The following is a 17655-nucleotide window of genomic DNA, read 5'->3' on the forward strand; positions in this document are numbered from 1 at the left end:
GACGGGCCGCTTCTTCCGTTCGGCCAGGACTCGCAGCGCAAGCCGAAGTAGGTGAGATCACCATCGTCGGGGTGGCGCCCGCCATCGGCAACGCGGTGTTCAACGCGACGGGCAAACGCCTGACGGACCTGCCGACCCGTCCTGAGGCACTGCTTTGACCTCCCGCGGACCCGGGACTCCGCCGTATCCAGCATGTCAAGGCAGGATCTCGATGTACCCGTCCGTTCCGTGCACGCGGATCCGCTGTCCGTCCCGGATCAGCCGGGTCGCCTGCTCCACACCCACGACGGCCGGCAGACCGTACTCCCTGGCGATCACTGCGCCATGGGTCATCAGTCCGCCCACCTCCGTCACCAGGCCCGCGATTCCTACGAACAGCGGCGACCAGCTGGGGTCCGTGAAGGGCGTGACCAGGATGTCGCCCGCTTCGAGATCGGCATCCGCCATGTCCAGGACGACGCGGGCCCTTCCCTCGACAGTCCCGGCGGAGACCGGTACGCCGATCAGGGCGCCGGCCGGCACGTCGTCGCGCCGGTACGACCCGGTCACGGCCTCACCGTCCGATGTGAGCACCCGGGGCGGCGTGAGCGCTTGGTACGAGCGGAACGCGGCCTCGCGCTGCCGGATCAGCTCGTCATCCACCTGGTACGAGCGCACGGCATCGTGGAATTCCTGGAACGTGAGGAAGAAGATGTCCTCCTTCTCAGCGAGCACACCTGCCTGCACGAGGCGCTCCGCCTCCTCCAACAGGGCCTGCTTGTACAGGAAGTAGCGGCTGATGATGCCGTACTTCGGGTACTCCCGGTACCCGATGAAGGTTCTGACCCGGTCGATCATCCTCTTGGTCTCGTCGGCTTTCCGGTCCCCGTCCGGCAGGGCCCGCAGGCGTGACAGCACGTCCTGTTCCTTCTTCTGCGCCTTCTGCCGCCCTTGCTCGAAGCGCCGTCCGGCGGCGCCCGCCTCGAAGTTCCTGACGTTGTCGAGGATCACGGGCACCAGGGTGGTGGGGCGTTCGCTCCAACGCGGCCTCGTGATGTCGATCTCGCCGACGCAGCGCATGCCGTACCGCTCGAGGTAGGCGTCGATGGCGTCGCGCGCTTCGGTCCCGCCCGGAAGCTTCGCCAGCTCGTCCAGGAAGGCTGTGCCCTCGACGTTTCCGGTGTTCCCGGCGCTGACGGCGTTCTCGCCGGACGCGACGCCCTGCAGGTACGCCACCACCTCCGGCTGCGGGCGGATCACGTCCGCGACGTCGAGCAGCGCGAGGCCCATCTCCGACGTGATGTTGTCGGGGGCGGACAGCGTCAGCGTGTCAGCCGCGTTCTTCTCGCCCAGCCACTCCTGCAGTTTGTCGTTGAGCCACCACGTGGCCTCCATCCCCGCCATGATCGCCTGAAAGCTCAGCGGATTGCTGAGGACCCGCTTGTGCTCCTCGAAGGCCTCGATGAGGAAGTCGAACAGCGCCGGTCCGGTCTTCGTCCGGATATCGCGCTCCAGGGCGGCGATGGATGCCTCGCTGCGCTCGATCAGCTCGGTGACGATGGCCGGATCGCTCTCGATCGGGGCGGGCGCACTTCCGGCCGGAGCCGCTCCACCGGGACCCGCGTCCGGGAGCGACGGGACGAAGCCGTCGTGGGCGAGAACGGTCTCCATGGCATCCCTGACCAGCGGATCGCCCTTCCCGAAGACGTCCAGTAGGGCGGCGCGGCTCGCGGGTGAGGCCAAGCGCCGGGTGACGTCGACGAACAGCCTCCCGCCGGCCTCGTGCATCGCCACCATGGCCGTCAGCTGCCACATGGAGAATCCCAGGGGCTTCATGGGGTCGGTCATCATCTGCTGATGACCGACGGAGACGTAGACGTGATTCTCCTGGTCGTCGCTCTCTGGGATGGGGAACAGCGTCGTGATCGGCCGGCTCTGGACGATCTGGAAGCCGTCGTCGACGAGGCACCATTCGATGTCCTGCGGGCGGCCGAAGTGCGCTTCGATCCGCCGCCCGAGCTGTACGAGCCGTACGGCCTGCTCATCCGTCAGCGCCGGCTGTTCCTGCCGCTGCGAGTCGACCGCCACTTCCTGCGTACCGCCGTCCGGCAGCGCGTGAACGGCACGCTGTTTGGCGGCGATCGCCTTGTCGACGATTTCGCCGTCGCGCACCTTGAAGACGTCCGGGTTCACCAGACCGGAGACCAGGGCCTCGCCGAGGCCGAAGCCGGCGTCCACGGTGGCGACCTTCCGGTTGCCCGTGACGGGGTCGGCCGTGAACAGGATGCCGGACGCATGCGGAAAGACCATCTGCTGCACGACCACGGCCATGTGGACCGTGCGGTGGTCGATGCCGTTCCGCCGGCGGTAGGTCACGGCCCGCTCGGTGAACAGCGAGGCCCAGCACCGGCTGATGTGCTGGAGGACCGCCGCCGGCCCCACGACGTTCAGGTACGTGTCCTGCTGGCCGGCGAAGGAGGCCGTCGGCAGGTCCTCCGCCGTCGCGCTGGACCGGACGGCGTAGGCGGCCCGCTCGTCGGGCTCACCTCGCCGGCCGAGCGCGCCGGTGATCGCCGCCGCGAGATCGTCCGGGATGGCAATCTCTTCGATGGCCCGGCGAATCCTCGCGCTCAGCGTGCGGATCGCCTCCCGGTCGTCCCCCTCGCTGCCGGAGTGGTTCAGGCCCGACAGCTGATCCAGCAGATCGCCGATCGACGGCGCTTGCCCGATGACCTGCCGGAAGGCGTCCGTCGTCACGCAGAAGCCACCGGGTACGCGGATGCCTTCGATCCGCGAGAGCCCGCCCAGGTGCGCACCCTTCCCGCCGACGACCGCGACCTGCGTCTCGTCGACCTCTTGAAGATCCAACACGTACTGCTCACTCACTGCGATACCTCCGGGGCAGCCCACTGGTCCGACCTCACCACGTGCCCTGTACGTCGACGACACACGCCACGCCGTGTCCCTGTTTCCGCAGGTTGCGGCCTGGGCCGACGATTCTGCGCCACGACCCGGCCCTTGCGGCAAGCCCCCCGGTGGGCTATACGTTGAGAGTGGCAGGGAGAGGATTCTCCTTGCCTTTTGTCTTGGGCCGGTTTGTCTTGGGGCCGGTTTGTCCTGGGGTCCGAGCGCGCGGCGGTTCACCTCAGTCGGTCACCTGCACCACCGCCGTCGTGCCCGCCCGCACCGTCGGCGTCACGTACGTGTATGTCACGCCGTCGACGGACTTGCTGCGCACCCGCTGCGGGACGCCGTTGACCGTGATCCTCTTGTGGACTCCGGGGAAGCGGGCCTCCCAACGGTAGGCGCCCTTGCGGGAGTTGTTCGTCAGCGTGGTCTTCGTCGCACCGTCGTGCCGCACGGTGATCCTTCCCGTGCCGACGGGTACGTCCGCCGCCTGGAGCCACTTCATGCCGGACGGCAGCCGTGACTGGGTGGTCACCTTGTGGTTCGGGGCGTCAGGTGTGATGCCCATCAGGCCCTGAACGGTCTGGCTGACCAGGGTGAACGACACCTCGGGGTAGTCGCCGTTGGGCCCCTGGCTGGAGTTGACGTGCTGGAGCTCCCGCTCGCCGTAGATCTTCTTCATCCACGTCCACGCCGTGTCGTTGCGGTTGTTCCTGAAGAACATGTCGGGCAGGTACGTCGTCGACTCGATGTTGGGCGATCCGTCCGGGCCCAGCTCCTGCGCCTCGATGTAGTCGAGATAGGCGTCGTTGCGCGGGCCGGGATCGATGATCTGCTTCATCGGCATGAACACACTGTTCTCCTTGCCCCAGCCGGTGACCGGGGCGCCGGACAGGGTGTACGCGCGGACCATGCCGGCGCCGCTTCCACCACCGCTCCAGTCGTCGTTGAAGTACGTCTTCAGGTCGGCGGCACGCCGGTCGAAGGTCCTGGCAAGCGCGGTGTCGCCCTTGCCGCGGGCGAGCGTGGCCATCGCGAGATACGCCTGGTACTGCGAGGCGATGCCGTCCCCGGCCTCGGCGAGGCCGTCGCCGTCCTGCTCGTTGTAGCTGGCGGCGCCTTCGAAGATGCCGTTGCCCGTACCCTCGGCGACCTTGACCTTGCCGTTGGGCCTGGCGGAGTCGTGCAGGTCGATGAACTCCTCGGTGGCGTGCCGGTAGAAGTCCCACAGCGCCGGGTCGTCCACGTATCTCCGGTCGCCGGTCCAGAGGTAGGCCTGGGCCGCCTTCTCGACGAGTTCGAAGACGGCCGGTACCTCGCGCACGAAATTGTCCGGGCTCTTGTAGTCGATGCTCAGGTATGTCCTGGCGTCGAAGTTGAGGGACCACACCGGGAAGTACCTGTGCTCGGCGGTGGCCGACTGCGCGTACGAACGGAGCATCGTCTCGTTCTCGGCGTCGAGGCCGAGGATGTGGGCGCCGGCGAGCTGGTGGGTCATGTCGCGGGAGTAGTAGGCGCTGCGGTTGGCGTATCCGGCCCAGTAGGTGGGCGCGTACGACGCGGTGCCGGTGCCGCCGGTCTGGTTCTCGTCGACGTTGACCGGGCCCGTCGTGCCGGGCAGCTGCACCCAGCTGTTGGCCTTCCTCTTGGCCCAGTCGAACATCTCGGCGGCCTCGGGGTCGGACGAGGTGACTTCGGGGTCGGCGGGTGCTGCGGGCGAGATCATCAGGTCGTCGGCGTTGACCCAGGCGCTGCCGGAGCCGAAGGCGATCTGCAGCCGGTCGCCGGTTTTCAGCTCGACGCGGCTGATGGTGTACCGGGCGTACGCGCGGCGTTCGGGCAGGGTGATCGTCTGCACGGTCTCGCCGTTGCGCCGGACCGTGTACGTGCCGCCGGTGCCGGCGCTTCCGATCCACGCGGAGAAGTCGTAACTGCCGTCTCGGGGCGCGACGATGGTCTGCTCGGCGCTCTTGCCCGCTCCGGCGTCGAGGTAGAGGAAGCGGGCGCCGCCGTGGGAGTTGCCGGTGCCGGACCCGGTGCCCGGGCCGAACGTCCAGCCCGTGCCGCCGTTCTCGAACCCCGGGTCCTGGATGGCGAGTTGAGGACGGGCTGCGGCGGCAGTACCCGCGTCCGCCGCCGCCGACAGTGCGGGGGCCATCGGCGCGAGCAGAGCAACAGCGGTGAGCAGCATGAGCCTTGAGGGCTTCATCGGGTCTCCCGGGTCTTCGGTCGCGGCGAGTGGGCGGGCGGCCGAGTGGTGGCGGCAAGCTGACAGGGGCCGAAGGATCGGTTCAGTGGTCATGCGCGTGAGGCGAGGGCCTCGGCCGTCGGATGCCGACCGTCGGCCTGAGTTGCGGCCGCGCGTCCAGACCATTGACCTAGACATCGGTTCTATAGACACTCTGCTCGGAGATCCGACCGGGAAACCGGCGGCAACTCCCATAATTCATCGGGTGTTTCGAGCTCATGAATGATCCGGAGGGGCTATGCCAAAGTTTCGGTTCGTGTTTCTCGGCTTGGCGCTCGCGTTGCTCGGAGGTGCCGCCGGCCCTGTCGCCGCAGCGCCCGGAGCCAGACCCGTGGTGGTCGACGTGGACGACTACGGAGCCGACCCCACGGGACGGACGGACTCGACGCCCGCCGTCACGGCGGCGCTGCGGCACGCCAAGAGCATCGACGGTCCGGTCAGGATCGCTTTCTCGCGGGGCACCTACCAGCTGTACCCCGAGCGGGCCGAGAAGCGTGAGCTGTACGTGTCCAACACCGTCGGCGCCGACCAGCGTTACCGGGACAAGAAGATCGGGCTGCTCGTCGAGGACATGCACGACGTAACGGTCGACGGCGGTGGGGCCAAGCTCGTCTACCACGGCCTGCAGACGGCGTTCGCGTCGATCCGTTCGACCGACGTGACCTTCCAGAACTTCTCCTTCGACTACGCGGCCCCCGAGGTCATCGACGCGACCGTCACCGACACCGGTGTCACCGACGGACACGCCTACCGTGTCCTGTCGATCCCGGCCGGCAGTCCGTACCAGGTGAACGGCACGCACATCACCTGGCTCGGCGAGAAGAGTCCGGCCACCGGGCAGCCGTACTGGTCGGGCGTCGACGGACTCCAGTACACACAGATCCACGACCCCAAGGCCGAACGGACCTGGCGTGGGGACAACCCGCTGTTCAGCGACGTCTCCTCCGTCACCGACCTCGGCGGCCGCCGGATCCGGATCGACTACAGCACTTCGGCACGGCCGGTGGACTCCGGGCTCGTCTACCAGATGCGCCTCATCGAGCGGACGGAGCCGGGCGCCTTCATCTGGCAGTCGAAGAACGTCACGATGCGCTCGATGAACGCCTACTACCTCCAATCCTTCGGCGTGGTGGGGCAGTTCAGCGAGAACATCTCCATCGACAAGGTGAACTTCGCGCCCGATCCGAAGTCCGGCCGCTCGACGGCCTCCTTCGCGGACTTCGTGCAGATGTCCGGCGTCAAGGGGAAGGTCTCGATCACTCGGAGCCTCTTCGACGGCCCGCACGACGACCCGATCAACATCCACGGCACGTACCTCGAAGTCGTGGGGAAACCCGGGCCGAACACCCTCACCCTCGCCTACAAGCACCCGCAGACCGCCGGATTCCCTCAGTTCGCCCCGGGTGACGAGGTCGAGTTCGCCACCAAGCGCACGATGACGCCGCCGGCAGACCCGCACGCGAAGGTCACCGCGGTCGACGGGCCGAGCGGGATGGACCACGAGAAGCCGCTCACCACGATGACCGTCACCTTCGACCGGCCGGTTCCCGCCGGGGTCGAGGCCGGCGACACGGTCGTCGAGAACATCACCGCCACCCCGTCGGTCGTCATCTCCGGCAACGTGTTCCGCAACGTCCCGACCCGCGGCGTGCTGGTCACCACCCGCAAGCCCGTCCTGATCACCGGCAACCGCTTCGACGGGATGTCCATGGCCAGCATCTACGTCTCCGCCGACGCCTACCAGTGGTACGAGTCCGGGCCGGTCGCCGACCTCACGATCCGGGGGAACTCGTTCACGCGGCCCAGTGGTCCGGTCATCTTCGTGGAGCCGACCAACCAGGTCGTGGACCCCGCGAACCCGGTGCACCACAACATCTCGGTCGAGCACAACTCGTTCGACATCGGTGACGTCACCGTCGTCGACGCCAAGAGCGTCGGCGGCTTCTCCTTCACCGGAAACACCGTCCGGCGACTGGACGGAGCAGATCAACCGCCGTACACCACCCCGCTGTTCGTCTTCCACGGAAGTTCGGACATCCGGATCGCACACAACCGCTACGACGGGGGCCTCAACAGCCGGCCGCAGGTCGACGACTGATTCTGGTGTGTCGAGTTGGTCGACGGCCGGGAGTGGCCGCGTCGGGCCGGGCCGGGGCTGAAGGGCCGCTCCCGGCCCGGACCCGCTGCGGGTCATCGCCGGGTCAGCCGTATCAGCGTGCTCGGCCGGTCCGTCCGCGGCAACCGCAGAGGCAGGCCGTGCGAGAGCAGGGTCGCCGCGGCGTGCTCGGCGCCGGTGGACTCGTCCACGTAGACCGCGGCCGGGGACAGGCCGGTCAGCCGCAGATCGCGGTCCCGGCCCCAGGCGATGACCACGACCCGATCGCCGGCCCGGTACTGCACGGCGTCGTCGAGCCGGTACTGCTCGCCGAACTGCACCACCGGGCGGATCTCCTTGTACAGCGCCACCAGGGAGCGGGCCTCGGCGAGTTCGGCGCTGGTCCAGCGCGAGAGGTCGCCGCCGATGCCCAGGGCGCCCGCCATCGCCACGTGGAAGCGGTAGCGGAGCGGCGTGGTGCGGCCCGTGTGCGGGTTGGGGCTGTCGGTGACCCAGGCGGACATGGTGCGGGCCGGGTAGACCTGGCTGTAGCCGTGCTGGATGGCCAAGCGGTCGTCCGCGTCCGTGTTGTCGGAGATCCAGGTCTGGTCCGTGCGGGCCAGCATTCCGAGGTCCGCGCGGCCGCCGCCCCCCGCGCAGCCCTCGATCCGCAGGCCGGGATGGGCGCTGCGCAGCCGGTCGAGCACCGCGTAGACGCCCCGCGTGTGGTCGGTCCACAGCCGTTCGGCGTCGGGGTGCCCCGGCCAACCCGCCTCCGTGAGGGCCCGGTTCATGTCCCACTTCAGGAAGTCGATCGTGTACGTGGAGACCAGTCGGTCGAGCCATTTGAAGGCCCACTCGGTGACATCGGTGCGCGCGAAGTTGAGGACGAGCTGGTGGCGCAGTTCGGTGGGGCGGCGGTGCGGCATGTGCAGCACCCAGTCGGGGTGTTCGCGGTACAGATCGCTGTCCGGGTTGGTCATCTCCGGCTCCACCCACAGGCCGAAGCGCATGCCGAGCCCTCGGATCTCCTCGACCAGCGGGCCGAGCCCGTGCGGGAACCGCTCCGGATTCGGGTGCCAGTCGCCGAGCCCGGCCCGGTCGCTGGTGCGCTGCCCGAACCAGCCGTCGTCCACCACGAACAGCTCGACGCCCAGTTCGGCGGCGCGCGCCGCCAGGGCCCGCTGCCCCTCCAGGGTGACGTCCCAGCCGGTCGCCTCCCAGCTGTTGTAGACCACGGGCCGTGGCTCGTCGGGGAGCGGCAGGACGTGCGCGGTGGTGTACCGGTGCCAGCCGCGGCTCGTCGCACCGAAGCCGCCTTGGCTGAACTGCCCGGCGAACACGGGGGTCCGATGGGCCTCGCCGGACCTGAGCCGCCAGGTCAGACCGTCGTGCCCGGCGCCACCGGTCACCGTGAACGGGCCGCCCGAGTGATCGCGCTGAGCGGTGATCCGCCAGCTCCCCGACCAGGCGAGGACCATGCTCCACACCTCGCCCTGGCCCTCGTCCGCGTCACCCGCGTCGACCATCAGCCAGGGATTCCCGAAGTGCCCCGATACGCCCCGCCGGCTCGTGAACACGGTCTCGGCATACGGGGCTTCGGTGCGCCGCAGCTGTGTCTCGCCCGACCACTCGCCGACCGTGTGACTCAGCCGCACACCCGACGCCGCCGGCACGGACCAGCTCGCGGCGTCGCAGCGCAGGATCTCGACGGGTTCGTCGGTCGTCTCGTCCGTGCCCAAGTGCCGCAGCGTCAGGGAGCGTTCGACGATGTCGCTGTCGGGGTGCACCGCGTAGTGCAGTGTGCAGCCGAGTGGGTAGTGGCGGTCACGCAGCCGCACGTGGAGGTGGCCGCCGTCGATCTCGTGGGCCTCGTAGGACCACTCGATGCCGCGCGTCCCGTCCGCGTACCGCACCAGCAGTGACGGCACCCCGAACCGGGCGCCCCCCTCAACGCCCAGCTCCTCTCCGCCCGTTGAGGCGAAGCTGCTGGTCACTCCGTCGTACGTGGGCAGCGCGGCGACCTGGTCGAGCGTGAGGGGCGCTCCCCAGTGCACATGCCGTGGGCTGTCGTCCGCGGCGATGCGCAGTGCGTACGAGGAGGCGGGGGTCGTGAGCAGGAACGTGCGACTGGGCTCGTCGAAGTACACCTGAGACATGGGCTGGAGCCTAGATCCGAACTCCCTGAATTTAAATATTGACGAAGGAAATTATTGGCTCTACGTTTCCCCCATGTTGCTGAACCGAGCAAAGCTGCTCGCGTCTCCGGCGGCCAACACGGTGTTCACGACAGTGCTCACCCGTGGTCCGGTCGTCCGCCCCGAGATCGCCCGGATCGCCGGTCTCTCCTCCGCCGCCGTCACCAAGGCGGTCAAGCCGATGATCGAGGCCGGGTACCTGGAGGAGCTGCCGCAGGGACCGAGGACCGTCGAAGGTGCGGGTCGCCCCGCGCACCCCCTCGCCGTCCGCGCCGACCGGGAGTTCTTCGTGGGCGTCAAGGTCACGGCCGACGAACTCATCGGTGTGGTGACCGACCTGAGGGCGCAGGTGCGTGCCGCGCACCGGATCCCGGTGACGGACCGGTCGGTCGAGCAGGTCGTCCGTGGCATTGCAGCGCTCGTCGCGGAGCTGACTCCCGCGCACGCCGAGCGGACCCACCACATCGGGGTGTCCGTCTCGGGTGACGTGGACCGGACGGGTGGCGTCGTGCGCTACTCGCCGTTTCTCGGCTGGCACGACGTGCCGCTGGCCGAACTGGTCGATGCGGCAACGGGGTTGGCGGTCACCGTCGAGAACGACGTGAAGGCGCTCACCGTCGCGGAGCAGTGGTTCGGCGAGGGTGTGGGCGCGGACTCCTTCGCCCTCGCCACGGTCGGGGTCGGCATAGGCTGCGCGCTCGTGGTCAACGGCCGCCTGGTGGCGGGGGGTTATGGCGTGGCCGGCGAGATCGGTCACATCCCGGTGGCCGCCGGAGACGGACCCGACTGCCACTGCGGCGCCCGCGGCTGCGTCGAGGCCATCGCCTCCGAGGAGGCCATCGTCGACCGGGCACGTCGCGCGGCGGGCGAGCCGGACCTCGACATGGCCGGGGCCATCGACCGCGCCCATGGCGGGGACGCCGCCGTACGCGCCGTCTTCGACGAGGCGGGCAAGGCCATCGGCCTCGGCCTCGCCGCCATGGTCAACCTCGTCGGACCCGAGCGGGTCGTCGTCTCCGGTGAAGGGGTGGCTGCGTACGACCTCTTCGAGGAGCAGATCCGGGCCGCCTTCACCACCCAGGCCTTCGGGACCGCGGCCCGCTGCCCGCTCGTCGTACGCCCGCTGCCCTGGGAGGAATGGGCCCGCGGGGCCGCCGCCGTCAGCATCCAGTCACTGTTCGCCGCGTGAACCCACGCGAGCGCCCGCTCTCCCGCACGACTCCGTTCCCCGGAAGGACCCTGTCATGACTGCCAGTTCCGCCCTGTCCCGCCGGGGATTCCTCGGCACGTCCCTGCTGTTCGTCGCGGGTGCCGCCGTCGGCTGCTCCAGCAACCCGCAGGAGACCGCGTCCGCCAAGGGCGCCAAGGTCACCCTCACGCAGTGGTACCACCAGTACGGAGAGGAGGGCACCCAGGCCGCGGTGAAGCGGTACGCCGAGGAGTTCACCAAGGCCAACCCGGACATCGCGATCAACGTCGTATGGGGCGCCGACACCTCCCAGTACGAGACCAAGCTGAACGCCGCCCTGCTGGGTGCCGACGCTCCGGACGTCTTCGAACTCGGTGACTTCCGCGCCGAGATGGCCCGCAAGGGACAGCTCGAACCCCTCGACGACGTGTACGGCTCCGCCAAGGACGGCTTCAACAAGGCCGACCTCGACTACCTCACCGTCGACGGCAAGCTCTACGGCATGAAGACCATCGACGACATCATGATGCTCTTCTACCGCAAGTCGATGCTGAAGAAGGCCGGCGTCGCCGTGCCCACGACCTTCGCCGAACTCACCGACGCCGCGAAGAAGTTGACGTCAGGCAGCGTCAAGGGACTCTTCATAGGCAACGACGGCATCGGCGACAGCCCCTACCTCCTCGCCTGGTCCCAGGGCAAGGACCTCATCGACGGCGACAAGGTCGTATACGCCGACGCCGCCCAGTCCATCGGCGGCCTGCGCGATCTGCACTCCGACAAGTCGGTGCTGCTCGGCTTCACCACCGACTGGTACGACGCGGGGGCGTTCACCCAGGGCGCCGCCGCCATGCAGTGGTGCGGCCTGTGGGCGCTGCCCACCATCGAGAAGGCGCTCGGCGACGACTTCGGGGTCGCGCCCTGGCCCGCGTACGACTCCTCCGGGAAGCCCGTCGCCCGGCTCGGCGGCTGGACGCAGGCCGTCAACGCCAAGAGCAAGCACGTCGCGGAGGCCAAGAAGTACCTCCAGTGGCTGTGGATCAAGCAGTCCGACATCCAGATCGGCTGGGCCGTCAAGTACGGCTTCCATGTGCCGCCGCAGACCGAAGTGGCCGCCAAGACACCCGAGTTGAGCAAGGGCGCCGCGAAGGACACCGTCACCATCGGGACCAAGTACGGCATCTCCTTCCCGGCCGAGTGGACACAGGCGATGCAGGCCGAGTTCATCGCCGCGGCCGCCGACATCGCCCACGGCTCGGCGCCGGAGAAGACCCTGAAGAAGGCCCAGTCCAAGGCGCAGTCCGACCTCGACAAGCAGATGGGCTGAACGTCATGACCGCCACCGGCACCACGCCCTTGCAGGGGAGTGCCGCCCGCCCGGCGCCCGCCACGGCGCCGCGCCGCCGGCGGCTGACAGAGCGGCGCTCGAAGGCCCTTGCCTTCGTCGTCCTCACCGCCCCGATGCTGATCGGCCTCGGCGTCTTCCGCTACGTGGCCATCGGCTGGAGCTTCCTGCTCAGCTTCAGTGAGGCCCGCCGCACCATCTCGCTCGGCACCTGGGTCGGCCTCGACAACTACCAACAGCTGCTGAGCGACGAGCGGTTCCGTGACTCGCTCACGATGATCGTGCTGTTCACGGCGATGATCGTGCCGATCACGTTCGCCGCGTCCCTGGGCCTGGCCGTCCTCGTCAACCGGGTACGGCGCGGCCGGGCCTTCTTCCGTACGGCGTTCCTGCTGCCCGCGGCGGTCAGCTACGTGGCCGCCGCGATGATCTGGAAGATGGCCCTGTTCAGCGGAGTGCCGTCCGGCCTCGCGAACACGCTCGGCGCGCTGTTCGGCATCGACCCCACGCCCTGGATCCAGACGCAGAGCCCGCCCCTGTACTGGATCGTGCTCGTCACGCTGCGCCTGTGGCTCCAAGTGGGCCTCTACATGATCCTGTTCATCGCGGGGCTCCAGTCCATTCCGCAGCACCTGTACGAAGCCGCGGCCCTCGACGGCGCCGGTGCCTGGCGCACTTTCCGCAGCATCACCTTCCCCATGCTGCGCAACACGTCGGTCGCGATCCTGCTGCTGATGCTCATCGCCGCGCTCCAGGCCTTCGACGAGTTCTACGCGATCTTCTCCACCGGCGCCTCGCTCGGCAGCGAACCCGTGCGCACCCCCCTCATGCACCTGTACGGCGTCGCCCTCCAGGACCAGGACTACGGCGTCGGCTCCGCCGGGGCCTTCCTGCTCACCCTCCTGATCGTGCTGGTCACGCTCCTCCAGGGCCGGATCCTCGGGTTCTCCCGCGACAAGGACTGATCGGACAAGGACTGAACCCATGAACCGTTACCGAGGGAGCGTGCTCGGCTCCGCCGCCACGTACCTGGTGCTGTGCCTGCTGTCCGTGGTCTTCCTGATCCCGTTCTACGTGCTTGTGCGCAACGCCTTCATGACGACGCCGGAAGTCACCGCCACCGACTGGCACTGGCTGCCGTCCGCGCTGAGCTGGGACAACTTCAGCGCCCTGTTCGACAACCCGGAGCGGCCCTTCGGCCGGTCCCTGGCCAACTCGCTGCTGATCGCGGTGATCTCGGCCCCGGTGTCCACGCTGCTCGCCTCGATGGCCGGGTACGCCCTTGCCCGGATCAACGTGCCCGGTCGCGGGGTCGTCCTCTCGCTCATCGTCGGCACGCTGATGATCCCGCAGGCCGTGACCTTCCTGCCGACGTTCGTCGTGGTCGGTTCGATGGGCGGCGTGAACACGATGTGGGGCCTGATCGCCCCCGGCCTGTTCAACGCGTTCGCCGTCGTCCTCTTCCGCAGCTTCTACCTGTCGTTCCCTGCCGAGATCGAGGAGGCCGGCCGCCTCGACGGCCTCAGCTACCTCGGTGTCTACGGGCGCATCATCCTGCCCAACTCGGTCACGATGATCGCCTCCCTCGGCGCGCTGTCCTTCATCGAGGCGTGGAACTCCTTCCTGTGGCCGCTGATGATCGGCCAGGACCCCGACAGCTGGACCGTGCAGATCGCGCTCTCCAGCTTCCTCACCTCCCAGACCGTCAACCTGCCCGAGCTGTTCGCCGGGACGGCCGTGGCGATCCTCCCTCTCGTGATCATGTTCCTGGTCGCCCAGCGCCACATCGTCCAGGGCATCGCGATGTCCGGTCTCAAGTCCTGAAACTCCCTCTCCCTCATACCGGAGGTACTTCCAGTGACCCGTACGACCAGAACGACCCGGCGCGCGGCACTCACCGCCGCCTGCGCACTGCCCCTCACCCTCGCCCTGTCCGCCGGCACCGCCGAGGCCAAGACCCCGTACGTCAAGCCGTTCATGGGCTGGAGCAGCTGGAGCGTCGAGTCCTCCTCGCGTGCCGGCTACGGCACGCACTGGCTGAACGAGGGCAACATCAAGAACGCCGCCGACGCGCTCAGCAGCAAGCTGTCCTCGGCCGGATACAAGAACCTGAACATCGACGCCGGCTGGAACTTCGACTACGACTGGAACTTCCACACCGACGCCAACGGCATCCCGAACGCCGACAAGGACCGCTTCCCCAGCGGCATGCAGTCGCTCTCCGACTACGTCCACGGCAAGGACCTCAAGCTCGGTCTGTACGGCGCCGCCGGACTGGAGAAGGAGGTGTACGACAAGAACGCGCCGATCCTCGGTACTGACTGTCATGCGCAGGACATAGCCGTGAAGCCGCTGACCCCGACCAACAAGTGGGGCGGCAGCTGGAAGATCGACTACAGCAACCCCTGCGCCCAGGAGTACATCGACTCGATCGTCGCGCGGTACGCCTCCTGGGGTATCGACTTCATCAAGATCGACGGCGTGACGAAGGACAACGTCGCCGACATCAAGGCGTGGTCCACCGCCATCGACCACAGCGGTCGCAGCATGTGGCTGTCCGCCAGCGCCTGGCCCGTCGACCTGGAGGCCGGCGACGGCCTGCGGCCGTACGCCAACGGCGTCCGCGTCGACACCGACATCGAGTGCTACTGCGAGACCACCAGCACGTGGACCAGCTCCGTCGACGACCGCTTCGCCGACCTGCCCAATTGGCTGCCCAAGCTGTCCGCCCCCGGCTACCTCGGCGACCTCGACTCGATGCCCATCAACAACAACACCGGCAGCGGACTCCAGGACGGCATCAACGACACCGAGCGGCAGACCGTCATGACCTTCTGGTCGATGGCCTCGTCCCCGCTGTACGTCGGCGGCGACATCTACTTCCTCGACGACAAGGCCAAGGCCATCCTCACCAACCCCGAGGTCATCGCAGTCGACCAGGCCGCCGTCCTGCCGAAGCAGATCCGCTCCGGTGACACGCAGGTGTGGACGAAGAAGGTGGGCGGCGCCCGGTACCTCGCGGTGTACAACCTCGGCGCCGAGGCCACCGACATCACGGTCGACCTCAAGGACCTGGGCGTCAAGGGCACCCAGCACCTGCGCGACGTCGTCGCCCGCAAGGACCTCGGCACCGCCAAGGGCACCTGGACCGCCACCGCCGTCCCGGCCCACGGCTCCCGCCTGATCAAGCTCTCCTGACCGCCCGTCACGTCCAAGGAGCCGCACATGAGCAACGGACCTTCCAGACGCCTGGTCCTCGGCCTCGGCGGAGCCCTCGCGCTGAGCGCCCTGCCCGCCTTCACCGCGCACGCCGCGCCGTCCCGCCCCACCATGTCCCCGCTGGTACCGGCCGGTGAGGCGACGACCCTGTGGTACCCCGAGCCCGCCGACGAGGACCTCCTCATCGAGCAGGGCCTGCCGCTGGGCAACGGCCGCCTCGGTGCCCTCGTCGGCGCCGACCCGGCCCGGGAACTCCTGCACGTCACCGACGCCACCCTGTGGACCGGCGGCGCCAACACCACCCTCGACTCCGACGGCCAATTCCCGTACGGGCGCGACGACTTCGGCAGCTTCACCCTGCTGGCCCGCGTCATGCTGTACCTGCCGGGCCACGAGCGCTCCGCCGTCAGCGACTACCGCCGCACCCTCGACCTCAGCAACGGCCTCGTCACCACGACGTACACCAAGGACAGGGTCCGCTACGTCCGCGAGATGTTCGTCAGCGCGCCCGACGACACCATCGTCGTCCGGCTGAGCCAGAGCGGCGGCGGCTCCCTCACCGGCGCCGTCATCCTCTCCGGCACCCACGGCGAGACGACCGGCGTCGACAAGGACCGCAACCTCGCCTCCTTCTCCGCCGCCCTCGGCAACAAGCTGCACTACGCCGCCGCCGTCACCGCCGCCGGGGACGGGGCCATCGCCGCCACCGGAACCCGCGTCACGTTCACCGACTGCTCCGAGGTCACCCTCGTCATCAGCGGCGGCACGGACTACGCGCCGGACCACGCCACGGGCTACCGGAACCCGGACGCGGACCCGCTCGCCCTCGCGCAGGACAAGGCCCTCGCGGCGGCCCGGACTTCGGCCGTACGGCTGCGGGACACGCACGTCGCCGACTACCGCGCCCGCTACGACCGGCTCACGCTCGACCTCGGCCGCTCCAGTGGCGGTCAGCGCCGGATGGACACCTGGTCTCGCCTGAAGGCGCGCGCGGCCGACGGATCGGCGCCCGACCCGGAACTGGAGGCCAGCTACCTCCAGTTCGGCCGCTACCTCACCATCTGCGGCTCGCGCGACGGGCTGCCCATGGGACTCCAGGGGCTGTGGCTCGAGGGCAACACCCCGGACTGGATGGGCGATTACCACACCGACATCAACCTCCAGATGAACTACTGGCTGGCCGACCGGGCCGGCCTCGGTGACACCTTCCCCGCCTTCGCCGACTACTGCCTGGCCCAGCTCCCCGCGTGGAGCGAGGTGACACAGAAGCAGTTCAACGACTCCCGCAACCGCTACCGCAACACCTCCGGCAAGGTCGCGGGCTGGACCGTCGCCTTCTCCACGAACCCCTACGGCGGCCTGGGCTGGTGGTGGCACCCCGCGGGCAACGCCTGGCTGTGCGAGTCCCTCTACGAGCACTACGAGTACACGCAGGACGAGCACTACCTGGCGCGGATCATGCCGCTCCTCAAGGGCGCCTGCGAGTTCTGGGAAGCACGCCTGATCACCACGACCGTCGACGGCCGCGAGGTCCTCATCGACGACCACGACTGGTCACCCGAACAGGGCCCGCAGGACGCCCGCGGCATCACGTACACCCAGGAACTCCTGTGGTCCCTCTTCGGCCACTACGAGCACGCGTGCCGAACCCTCGGCCGCGACACCGAACACGGCGCCGCCGTACGGAAGTTGCGCGACCGTCTCTATCTCCCGAAGGTCAGCCCGAAGTCCGGCCGTCTTGAGGAGTGGATGAGCGAGGACGACCTCGGCGAGACCACCCATCGCCATCTGTCCCCGCTCATCAACCTGTTCCCCGGCGACCGCATCCGCCCGGACGCCGGTGACCCCGAACTCCTCAAGGGGGCAAGGGAGTTGCTGACCTCCCGAGGCATGGAGAGCTACGGGTGGGCCTGTGCGTGGCGGGCGGCGTGCTGGGCGCGGCTCAAGGACGCCGACAAGGCCTACCGGCTGCTGTTGACGAACCTGAAGCCCTGGGCGGGCGGTGACACCGGCACGGCCATGAACTTCTTCGACATGTACCGGGTCTCCGACACCCGGGCGATCTTCCAGATCGACGCCAACCTCGGCACTCCCACCGCGATGCTGGAAATGCTCGTCCACTCCCGCCCCGGCCACATCGAACTGCTGCCGGCGCTCCCCGACGCCTGGGCCGGCTCCGGCTCGGTCAAGGGGGTGGGGGCCCGCGGCGGCTTCACCGTGGACATGACGTGGGAGCGAGGCCGCGTACGCCGGGCCACGCTGCACAGCGTCGGGGGCCGCAGCACCACCGTCACCGCGGGCGGCCGCAGCACGACTGTCACCCTGCGGCCCGGCCAGTCGATGAGGCTCACGGACCTCCAGGGCTGAACCGGTCCGTTCGACCGGTGCACGCGGCAGGGCGCCCGGCCTCGCGGGCGCCCTGCCCTGCACCGCGCTTTCCCGAGGACGTCCGTACCCGAAGGACGACCTGAACGACGA

At 68.8% G+C, this 17655-nt stretch carries 10 protein-coding genes; 7 read left to right on the forward strand and 3 right to left on the reverse strand.

Annotated features, from left to right (window positions below):
* Positions 1 to 195: 195 nt before the first annotated feature.
* Positions 196 to 2865 (reverse strand): rifamycin-inactivating phosphotransferase, encoded by a 2670-nt coding sequence (rph, locus tag ACIPWY_RS21720; protein ID WP_401534652.1) that lies wholly within the window; start codon positions 2863 to 2865, stop codon positions 196 to 198.
* A gap of 259 nt (positions 2866 to 3124) precedes the next feature.
* A complete protein-coding gene (locus ACIPWY_RS21725) occupies positions 3125 to 5095 on the reverse strand; it encodes a hypothetical protein (protein WP_401534457.1) in 1971 nt (656 codons plus the stop codon).
* Between the two features lie 370 nt (positions 5096 to 5465).
* On the opposite strand from ACIPWY_RS21725, the gene ACIPWY_RS21730 reads away from it, so the two are divergent.
* Positions 5466 to 7232 carry a right-handed parallel beta-helix repeat-containing protein gene (locus tag ACIPWY_RS21730; RefSeq protein WP_401534459.1) on the forward strand — a complete coding sequence of 589 codons (1767 nt, stop codon included), beginning with the start codon at positions 5466 to 5468 and terminating at the stop codon, positions 7230 to 7232.
* 92 nt (positions 7233 to 7324) lie between these two features.
* Here the strand turns inward: ACIPWY_RS21730 and ACIPWY_RS21735 are convergent, their stop codons facing one another.
* Entirely contained in the window at positions 7325 to 9388 is a 2064-nt protein-coding gene (locus ACIPWY_RS21735) for an alpha-galactosidase (RefSeq protein WP_401534461.1), read from the reverse strand.
* A 73-nt stretch (positions 9389 to 9461) separates the two neighbouring features.
* Between ACIPWY_RS21735 and ACIPWY_RS21740 the strand changes: the two genes are divergently transcribed.
* From ACIPWY_RS21740 to ACIPWY_RS21765, 6 genes are read left to right on the forward strand one after another with little or no spacing between them, the layout of a single operon-like run.
* Entirely contained in the window at positions 9462 to 10616 is a 1155-nt protein-coding gene (locus ACIPWY_RS21740; protein WP_362906669.1) for an ROK family protein, read from the forward strand.
* Between the two features lie 55 nt (positions 10617 to 10671).
* The gene (locus tag ACIPWY_RS21745; protein ID WP_401534463.1) at positions 10672 to 11940 is read left to right on the forward strand and encodes an ABC transporter substrate-binding protein; all 1269 of its coding nucleotides are present in this window, start codon (positions 10672 to 10674) and stop codon (positions 11938 to 11940) included.
* Between the two features lie 5 nt (positions 11941 to 11945).
* The gene (locus ACIPWY_RS21750; RefSeq protein WP_401534465.1) at positions 11946 to 12923 is read left to right on the forward strand and encodes a carbohydrate ABC transporter permease; all 978 of its coding nucleotides are present in this window, start codon (positions 11946 to 11948) and stop codon (positions 12921 to 12923) included.
* 19 nt (positions 12924 to 12942) lie between these two features.
* Positions 12943 to 13782, forward strand: a complete 840-nt coding sequence (locus ACIPWY_RS21755) for a carbohydrate ABC transporter permease (RefSeq protein ID WP_362906675.1) — start codon at positions 12943 to 12945, stop codon at positions 13780 to 13782.
* A gap of 33 nt (positions 13783 to 13815) precedes the next feature.
* A complete protein-coding gene (locus ACIPWY_RS21760) occupies positions 13816 to 15156 on the forward strand; it encodes a glycoside hydrolase family 27 protein (RefSeq protein ID WP_362906677.1) in 1341 nt (446 codons plus the stop codon).
* Between the two features lie 27 nt (positions 15157 to 15183).
* On the forward strand, positions 15184 to 17544 hold the full coding sequence (locus ACIPWY_RS21765) for a glycosyl hydrolase family 95 catalytic domain-containing protein (RefSeq protein ID WP_401534468.1): 2361 nt from the start codon (positions 15184 to 15186) through the stop codon (positions 17542 to 17544).
* The last annotated feature ends 111 nt before the right edge of the window (positions 17545 to 17655 follow it).

Origin of the sequence: Streptomyces sp. NPDC090032, assembly GCF_044748025.1 — a bacterium.
GTDB lineage: Bacteria > Actinomycetota > Actinomycetes > Streptomycetales > Streptomycetaceae > Streptomyces.